Source organism: Sinorhizobium medicae, assembly GCF_007827695.1.
In the GTDB taxonomy this organism is placed as follows: Bacteria; Pseudomonadota; Alphaproteobacteria; order Rhizobiales; family Rhizobiaceae; genus Sinorhizobium; species Sinorhizobium medicae.
Map to the genome: position 1 here is coordinate 417,827 of NZ_VITA01000004.1, position 8,075 is coordinate 425,901.

Consider the following 8,075-nt stretch of genomic DNA (forward strand, 5'->3'; position numbering starts at 1 on the left):
GTCCAGCCGGACGCGCAATGGCTTCTGTAACCTGTAACAGTTTCCGCATGTCCTTTGAACGGTGGGACCAAAGGAACTGCAGTCGGCAAGCTGTTGTTTTGCCGGCAGTCATGTGGGTTTTCCCACGCTTGTCTTCAATAAACTGCCAAAAGTCATTTCGCCAGTTTCGAGTCCATCAGCGCGCGCGGCCATTCGACGCTGACCCGGGCACCCGGGTGTTTGGCTCCACCGTTCTCGAAGCGCAGCCGGGCACCCGAACGCTCGAGCAGCGTCTTGGCGATGAAGAGCCCGAGCCCGAGCCCGCCGGCACTGTCGTCCTTCTGACGCCGCGTCACATAGGGTTCGCCGATCCGCGCCAGGATATCCGGCGAAAAACCTTCGCCGTCGTCTTCGATCGTCACCCGTACGCGCTCGGGCGTGTGCTCCGTCGTGACCGTCACTTTCTTGCGCGCATAGTCGACCGCGTTTTCCAGCAGGTTTCCCAGGCCATAGAGAATGCCTGCATTGCGGATGCCGACGGGCTCCGTGGCGCGTTCGCCCTGCTCCTTCAGCTCGATTTCGATTCCGAATTCGCGATGCGGCGCCATCACCTCCTCGATAAGGGACGAGAGCGGCAGAAGTCGCATATGTTCCTCGCTCTCCGAAGAAAGCGTCGTGAGCCGCCTCAGTATGTCTCGGCAGCGCTCGCTCTGGCTGCGCAGGAGGTGGACGTCTTCGCCGAAACGAGGATCGTCGCCGAGCTCCCGTTCCATCTCCTTGGCTACGACGCTGATCGTCGCAAGCGGCGTTCCGAGTTCGTGCGCGGCGGCGGCTGCGAGCCCGTCGAGTTGCGACAGGTGCTTTTCGCGCTGGAGCACGAGTTCGGTGGCGGTCAGCGCTTCTGACAGTTCGCTTGCCTCGAGCGATACACGGTAGGTGTAGAATGCTGCGAACGCCGTCATCGAGACGATCGCGAACCAGATGCCGGCCGTCAGCACGTGCGGGATCAGCAGAACGGTCCCCGGATACCAGGGCAGCTGGAAGGGCGAGAAGGCGAGCGCGGTGACGCCCACGACGGCAAACACGGCCAGCACGATGCTGTGAGGCTTCGGCTGCGAGGCCGAAGAGATGATGACCGGAACGCAGAGAAGCGGCGCAAAGGGGTTGGCAAGCCCGCCGGTGATGAAGAGCAAGGCGGTGAGTTGCGCCAGATCCAGGCCGAGCAGGGCGAAAGCGGCCGGCGGCGTCAGCCGCTGCGTAGGCGGAAACCGCAATGTGAGAATGACGTTGACGAGTGCCAGGCAGGCAATCAGAACCGAACAGGGGACGATCGGCAGGGGGAACTGCAGCCAAAGCGCCGTGACGATAACGGCTAGCAATTGTCCGCCCACCGCCAGCCAGCGCAGCCGCACGAGCGTCTGAAGTCTGAGGCTGCGATTGCTGTTCAGGTCATTGTAGAGCGTTGAGGCTGCCATGCGTTTCCATTCCGCGATGCGGCCGCATGCGGCCGCATCAGTTCGTCCTACCGAACTTTATGCCGAACCCGGCAATTATCAAATGGGGTTAAGCGCCGCGTGGCTTGGCGCGCGTTGTCGGCATGGCGTTGGCGGGATCCTCCGGCCAGGGGTGTTTCGGATAGCGGCCGCGCATGTCGGCTCTGACGTCCTTCCACGATCCCGCCCAGAAACCGGGAAGGTCTCGGGTGGTCTGGATCGGGCGATGGCCGGGTGAAATCAGTTCGAGAAGCAACGGCAGCTTCCCGGCGCCGATCGTCGGATGCGCTTTCAGCCCGAAGAGCTCCTGAACGCGGATCGACAGCAGCGGTTCACTGCCGTCGTAGTGGATCGGATGACGCTGTCCTGTCGGCGCTTCGAAATGCGTAGGTGCTAACCTTGCAAGGTCGCGCTGAAGTTCGAAGGGAACGATCGACAGGAGGCCCTCGGCGAGATCCCGACCTTTGATTCCGTCAATGCCGCCGGCTTCCGCCTGGAAGGGGACGAACCATTCGTCGAGGCGAGACATCAGCATCGCGTCGGACATGTCGGGCCAGGGTTCGCCGATGGAGCGGTGCAGGAAGCCGATGCGGTCGCGTAGCTGCTCCACCTCCTTCGGGAACGGGACAGCGGCAAGCCCCAACTGACGAATACCGTCGGCGAGCGCTCGAGCCGCCGCCTCGCCTCTCGGGCGCGGCAGGGGTCTTTCCTCGAAGATGATCGCCCCGAGCCGTGTCACCCGGCGCGCGCGCACCTGCCGGCTTGCCCGATCGAAAAAGCTCTGTTCTTCGGTAACGATCGCTTTCGGCATATGCGCCTCGACGTCCTCACGGGTGACCTCGGCGGCTGCTAGCACGCGCTGGGCGCCGGCTCTTCCGGTAAGGTCGGCAATGATCAGCATTTCGGCCGCCGCAAGCCGCTCGATTTCGGGAAGCTCGGCGCCGCGTCCGTTTGCCATGACGAAGCGCCCGCGCCCGCCGCGTTGCAGCGCAATGCGGTCCGGAAAGGCGTGCATCAGCAAGGTTCCAGGCAGAGCTGCGCCGGAGGCCGGCTTCTTCGATGCGCCGAGATCTGCGGCCATTCGCCTTGCCAAGCCCCTCGCGGCTTCGGCGCGATCGCTTCGCTCGCTGCGGAACCGGCGCAGCCGCTCCTCGATATCGACGCTGTTGCCGCCGAGCCCTTGCTCGGTGAGCATCACCGCGATCAGGCACGCCTCCTGTGCCCGTCCTTCTTCGGCGGCAGCGACCGCCATTGCCGCAAGCCGAACCGGCAGCGCCAGATTGCGGATCTTACGGCCTCTGGACGTCAGCGCGCCGCTGCTGTCGAGTGCGCCGAGTTCGACGAGCAGGTCGCGAGCCTCGCGCAAGGTCGTCTCCGGCGGCAGATCGAGGAACTTCAGCGCGGACGGATCGGCCACGCCCCAATGGGCAAGGTCGAGCAGCAGACCGGAGAGGTCGGTGGCCAGGATCTGCGGCGGTGTGAAAGCGGCGAGCGCGGCCGTCTGGCCGGAGTGCCACAGGCGGATTGCGATGCCCGGCTCCGTCCTTCCTGCGCGCCCGGCGCGCTGGTCGGCCGACGCTTTCGAAACGCGGACGGTCTCGAGGCGTGTGATGCCGGTCGCGGCTTCAAAGACCGGCAGACGCTGCAGCCCGCTGTCGACGACGATCCTGACGCCATCGATGGTGATCGAGGTCTCTGCGATCGAGGTCGCCAGCACGATCTTGCGCGTGCCCTTCGGGGCCGGCCGGATCGCCGCATCCTGTTCCTTCTGGCTCAGATTGCCGTAGAGCGGCACGATTGCTGTATCGTCTCCGAAGCGCCCGGCGAGACGCTCGGCCGTGCGTGCGATCTCCGCCTGGCCGGGGAGGAATGCGAGGATCGATCCTTCTTCGGATCGAAGCGCCTCGGCGATCGTGCGGACCATCGCATCTTCGATCCTTCCTCCGGTATCTCTGCTCGCGTAGCGGATTTCAATCGGAAAGCTCCGGCCTTCGCTTTTCAAAACGAGCGCGTCGCCCATCATGCCGGCGATGCGTTCGACGTCGAGCGTTGCGGACATGACCACGATCCTGAGATCGTCGCGCAGCGCCGATTGTACATCGAGGGCCAGCGCCAAGCCGAAATCCGCGTCGAGCGAGCGCTCGTGGAACTCGTCGAAAAGCACCGCTGCTACGCCGGAAAGTTCGGGATCGTCGAGGATCATCCGGCTAAAGACGCCCTCCGTTACCACTTCGATCCGGGTTTTCCCTGATATGCGGTTGTCCAGCCGCATGCGATAGCCCACGGTTTCGCCGACCTTCTCCCCCAGAAGTTCGGCCATGCGCCCCGCCGCGGCCCGTGCGGCGAGCCTTCGCGGTTCGAGCAGAATGATCCTGCCGTCGCCGCGCCACGGCTGGCCGAGCAGAAAGAGCGGTACCAGCGTCGTCTTGCCGGCGCCGGGCGGAGCCGACAGAACGGCGGATCGCGACGAATGGAGCGCTTCGCCGAGGTCGGGCAGAATCTCGCGGACAGGAAGTGCAGGAAGCGCGCGCATCATCCTTGCTCCTCCATCCCGATTTCGATCACGCGACCGCCTGCTGCTTCCGCATCGGCGCTGTCATGGGTGACGAGAATAGTCGGCAGTCCCGCCGACCTTGCCTTCGAAAAAACGAGTTCGCGCGTCTGCTCCCTGAGCGCCGCATCGAGCTTGGAGAAAGGTTCGTCGAGAAGCAGGAACCGCGGATGCGAAACGAGCACCCTTTGCAGCGCCACCCGTGCTTTCTGGCCGCCGGAAAGCGTGTCCGGGTCGCGGTCGTAGAAACCACCCAGGCCGACTTCGTCGAGGGCCGCTTCCGCCAGACGGCGACGTGCGCTCCGCCCTTTGACCGCAGCCGGTATGGCAAAGACGATGTTGCCGCCGACGGAGAGGTGGGGAAAGAGCAGCGGATCCTGGAACAGGATGCCTGCGTGGCGTTGATTGGCGGCAATCTCCGTCAGGTCCCTGGTTCCGATCAGGACACGGCCGCCGGCGTCGAAAGCCGGATCGAGAAAGCCGCCCACGAAGGCGAGCAGGCTCGACTTGCCGGAGCCGGAAGGGCCCATGATCGTCAATACCTCACCAGGCGCAATACCCGCCGTAAGCGCGATCAGCATCCTGCCGCCCAGACGGATCGTAATGTTCGAGAGCGTCAGGCATGCTGTGTTGTTCGCAGATTTTGTCCCGGCATTTTCCCGCATTCACGTCCTCATGAGCCGCCGGTTGCGGAATAGCAACTGGGGCCCGAGCGACGCAATGAAAAACGCGAGAAACGGCAGGAGCCCCTGCACCAAAGCATAGATGCCGATGACCCGTCGGTCGCCGCCCGAGGAGAGTGCGACCGCTTCGGTCGTGATCGTCGTCAGACGCCCGGATCCGATAAGCAGTGTCGGCAGATAGAGACTGACCGACACCGCGAAGCCGACGGCGAGCGCCGTGAGGCAGGGGCGCAAGAGCAATGGCAGCCGGACGGTGAACAGGATGGACAGCGCGGACTTGCCGAAGCCGGCGGCGATTCTTTCAAAGCGCGGATCCAACGCTTGCCAGGGGGCTGACAACGACAGAAGGACATACGGGAGGACGAAAATGAAATGAACCGCCAGCACGCTCGCGAAACCCGGCAAAAGACCGGCTGAGAGCATCAGGACCTGCAGCCCGAATACGAAACTGATCTCGGGGACGAGCAAGGGAAGATAGAGCAGCCGATAGCCGGGATTCCTTTGTCCCGCGGCAGTGCCGTTGCGATAGAGCAGGAGGATCGTAAACAGGAGCGACAGCAACGCTGCGCAGAGAGCAAGCGCGATCGTGGTGCCAAACGACGTCCGAAGTTGAGGCAGCGTGCGCATCCAGGTTTTCGAGGTGAGACTTCCGGGGAGTGCATCGGGAAAGGGCCAGAGACCAGCAAAGGACCAGATCGACAGCAGGCCGAGCCCCGCGAAGATGGCGGCCGTACAAGCGGTCATGACGAGGGCGGCCGCGGCGCGAAGGGCGCCGTCCCGTGCAAGGCGCCGTCCCGAAAAAATCAGGCGTTCAAGGACGGCCTTGCCGATCCGTTCCAGCACGATCCAGATCGCCATTGCCGCGACCACGACTCCAATTTGCAGGAAAGCCCCCGCCGATGCGAGGAATCGCGCGCCGAGCTCAGGCGATCCCGTCCATTGCGCGATGCGCACCGGCAATGTAGGCGGCAGCTTCGGCCCGAGGATCATCGCCACGTCGACGACGGAGACGGAATAGACGAGCACGGCGAAGACCGGCAAGCGGATCTGGCGGTAGAGGGCCGGCCAAAGGCAGACGGCGAAGCCGGCAATGCGTCCGTATCCGAGCGCGGCCGCGAGGCGCCGGGCTCTGATCAGCGGAAGTTGCGGCAGAGCGGCAAGCGTCACCAGAAAGAGAAACGGAACCTCTTTGACGAGGAGCCCGGCAATCATCGTGAGCGCGAAGGGGTCGTTGGGAAGGGGCCAGTCCGGCGGTCGCGTGAACCCCGTCAACTCCGGCGAAATCAGCCGGAGCAGGAAACCGGACGGGGCGACGAGGAAGGCCAGCGCAAAGGCGGCGGCCGCATGCGGAACCGCCAGCAAGGGAGAGACGAGATGCTGAATGCGGGCGAAAAGGCGCGTGCCGGCAAAGCCCGCGACGAACGCGCCCACGATCGATATCGCCCCGGCGGTGGTCAGCAAACCGGCTGCGAGACCGGTCAGGACCGAGCGAAGGATGTGCGGCTGGCCGGCGAGTTCGGCGATGTGGGCAAGCGTGACGCGAGATCCACCGAGCGCCGGCAGGTAGCCGAAGGCCGGCAGAACCGTGCCTGCAATCCCGGCGAGGACAGGAAGGCCCAGAATGAAGGCGAGGAGCGCGTTTCCGCCTGAAGTGCGTCGCACTTCAGTTGGCCGCGCCATAGCGCCGGATCCACTCGGTTTCGATCCGTGTCATCCAGTCCGGATGCGGTTCGTCGAGCGCGGGACCAAGTTTGTCGGGAGGAAGCGTTGCAATGCCGAGCTCCAGACGCTCGAAGGCGGATCGGTCGGCTGCCGGAAGTTTTGAGAGGGAGAGAACTGTGGGATCCCCCCAGACCTTCGGGTCCTGCTTGCGAAGCTGTGCCTCGGGCGAGAGGAGAAAATCGGCAAGCAGAAGCGCGCCGGCCTTCGCCGTCGCATTGTAGGGAATGGCGACGAAATGCGTGTTACCAAGCGTGCCGCCTGAAAAGACGAAGGAACGCACCGTTTCCGGCAGCTCGCCATCGGCGATGGCGGAGGAGGCTTCTGCGGGGTTGAAGGCGAAGATGATGTCGAGCTCGCCGTCGGCGAGCTTCTGCTTCATGTCCGCATAGTTCTGCGGGAAGGCCTTGCCCTTTCGCCACAAGTGCGGCGTGAGCTTGTCGAGATAGTCAAACAAGGGCGCCACATCCGTATCGAAAGTAGCGTCGTCAACGGGTGTCTGCAGCTTGCTCCTGTCCGAGACGACTTCGCTCAGCACCTGCTTCAGGAAGGAAGATCCGGTGAAATCCGGTGGTTGCGGGTAGGAGAAGCGCCCTGGATTGGCTTCAGCCCATTTCAGAAGATCCGCCGCGGAATCAGGCAATTCGGTCGCCTGGGTGCGCGCCTGATCGTAGAAGAACACGAGCTTGGCGCCGCCCCAGGGGCTCTCCAGCCCTTCGGTCGGAATGGTAAAATCGGTCAGCACCGTCGGCTTGTTTTCCGTGTCGACATAGCGCCAGTTCGGCAGTTTCGTTGCCCAGTCGGGCCCGTAAAGCAGCCCTTCACGCTTCATGGCGGCGAAATTCTCGCCGTTGATCCACACCAGATCGACCGCGCCGTGCTCGTCTTTTCCTGCCGCTTTCTCCGCAAGCACAGTCCCGGCCGCTTTGGCGGTGTCGTCGAGCTTCACATGAACGACGGTCACGCCGTAACGGCTCTTCATCTCGTCGCCGGCCCATTCGATGTAGGCGTTGATATTTGCAGCGCCTCCCCAGGCGTTGAAATAGACCGTCTGACCCCTGGCTTGTGCAACGACCGCTTTCCACTTGCCTGGGTCCGCGGAGAAGGCCCCCGCGGCGAGGCCAAGCGACAGCATTGCCGCGGCGATCATTTTTCCGACCAGCCTGATCATAGCGCTCCTTCCCTGTCTGGTGCCGCCGAGGGTAAGACAAGGGCGGGCCGCGTCAATGCATGCAGCCCTCCACCAGCGTCACGTTTCGGTGAGACGCGTCTTGGCTCTCGACTGCGCCGAATTCATGCGGCGCACGGCCCCTTGAAAAGCGGGGCTGCGTTAACCATATAGACCTCAATCCCCGGAAGCGCCGAAAGTCCGTAAAGCGGACCCGAATTGGTAGAGGCATTGGACGACTTTTCGCGCCAACGAAAATAACCATTCAAAAACAGCCACTTACGATTTTCTCGTAATTTTTTGAAATTGGTTGTTGACTGGGGAAAGGGCTGGGGTCTATAAGCCCGATCACTGACGAGGGCGGCGGCGCTGCTGGCGACGATGCCTTTCGCTCTAGGGTTTCCTTGATTGGCGGATGCTGATTTTGGGGTTGGGACTTTCGGGTTTTGGCCTTTAGGGGACTGTTGACGGGGATTTCACTC

Annotated in this window: 6 protein-coding genes; all 6 read right to left on the reverse strand. The window is 63.4% G+C overall.

The window, feature by feature from the left end; all coding sequences use genetic code 11:
* Positions 1-152: 152 nt before the first annotated feature.
* Positions 153-1,454, reverse strand: coding sequence for an ActS/PrrB/RegB family redox-sensitive histidine kinase (locus FB009_RS09620; RefSeq protein WP_012067479.1), 1,302 nt, complete (start codon positions 1,452-1,454; stop codon positions 153-155).
* A gap of 88 nt (positions 1,455-1,542) precedes the next feature.
* Complete coding sequence (gene hrpB / locus FB009_RS09625; protein WP_026183539.1) at positions 1,543-4,005, reverse strand: ATP-dependent helicase HrpB; 2,463 nt, start codon at positions 4,003-4,005, stop codon at positions 1,543-1,545.
* On the reverse strand, positions 4,005-4,688 hold the full coding sequence (locus FB009_RS09630; RefSeq protein WP_012067481.1) for an ATP-binding cassette domain-containing protein: 684 nt from the start codon (positions 4,686-4,688) through the stop codon (positions 4,005-4,007). Before FB009_RS09630 ends, hrpB begins: the two co-directional genes overlap by 1 nt.
* Positions 4,689-6,386, reverse strand: a complete 1,698-nt coding sequence (locus FB009_RS09635) for an ABC transporter permease (RefSeq protein WP_012067482.1) — start codon at positions 6,384-6,386, stop codon at positions 4,689-4,691.
* A complete protein-coding gene (locus FB009_RS09640) occupies positions 6,370-7,596 on the reverse strand; it encodes an ABC transporter substrate-binding protein (RefSeq protein WP_012067483.1) in 1,227 nt (408 codons plus the stop codon). Before FB009_RS09640 ends, FB009_RS09635 begins: the two co-directional genes overlap by 17 nt.
* 262 nt (positions 7,597-7,858) lie before the next feature.
* Positions 7,859-8,075 (reverse strand): hypothetical protein (locus FB009_RS32985; RefSeq protein ID WP_210247454.1); only part of this gene is annotated, 217 nt, incomplete at its 5' end.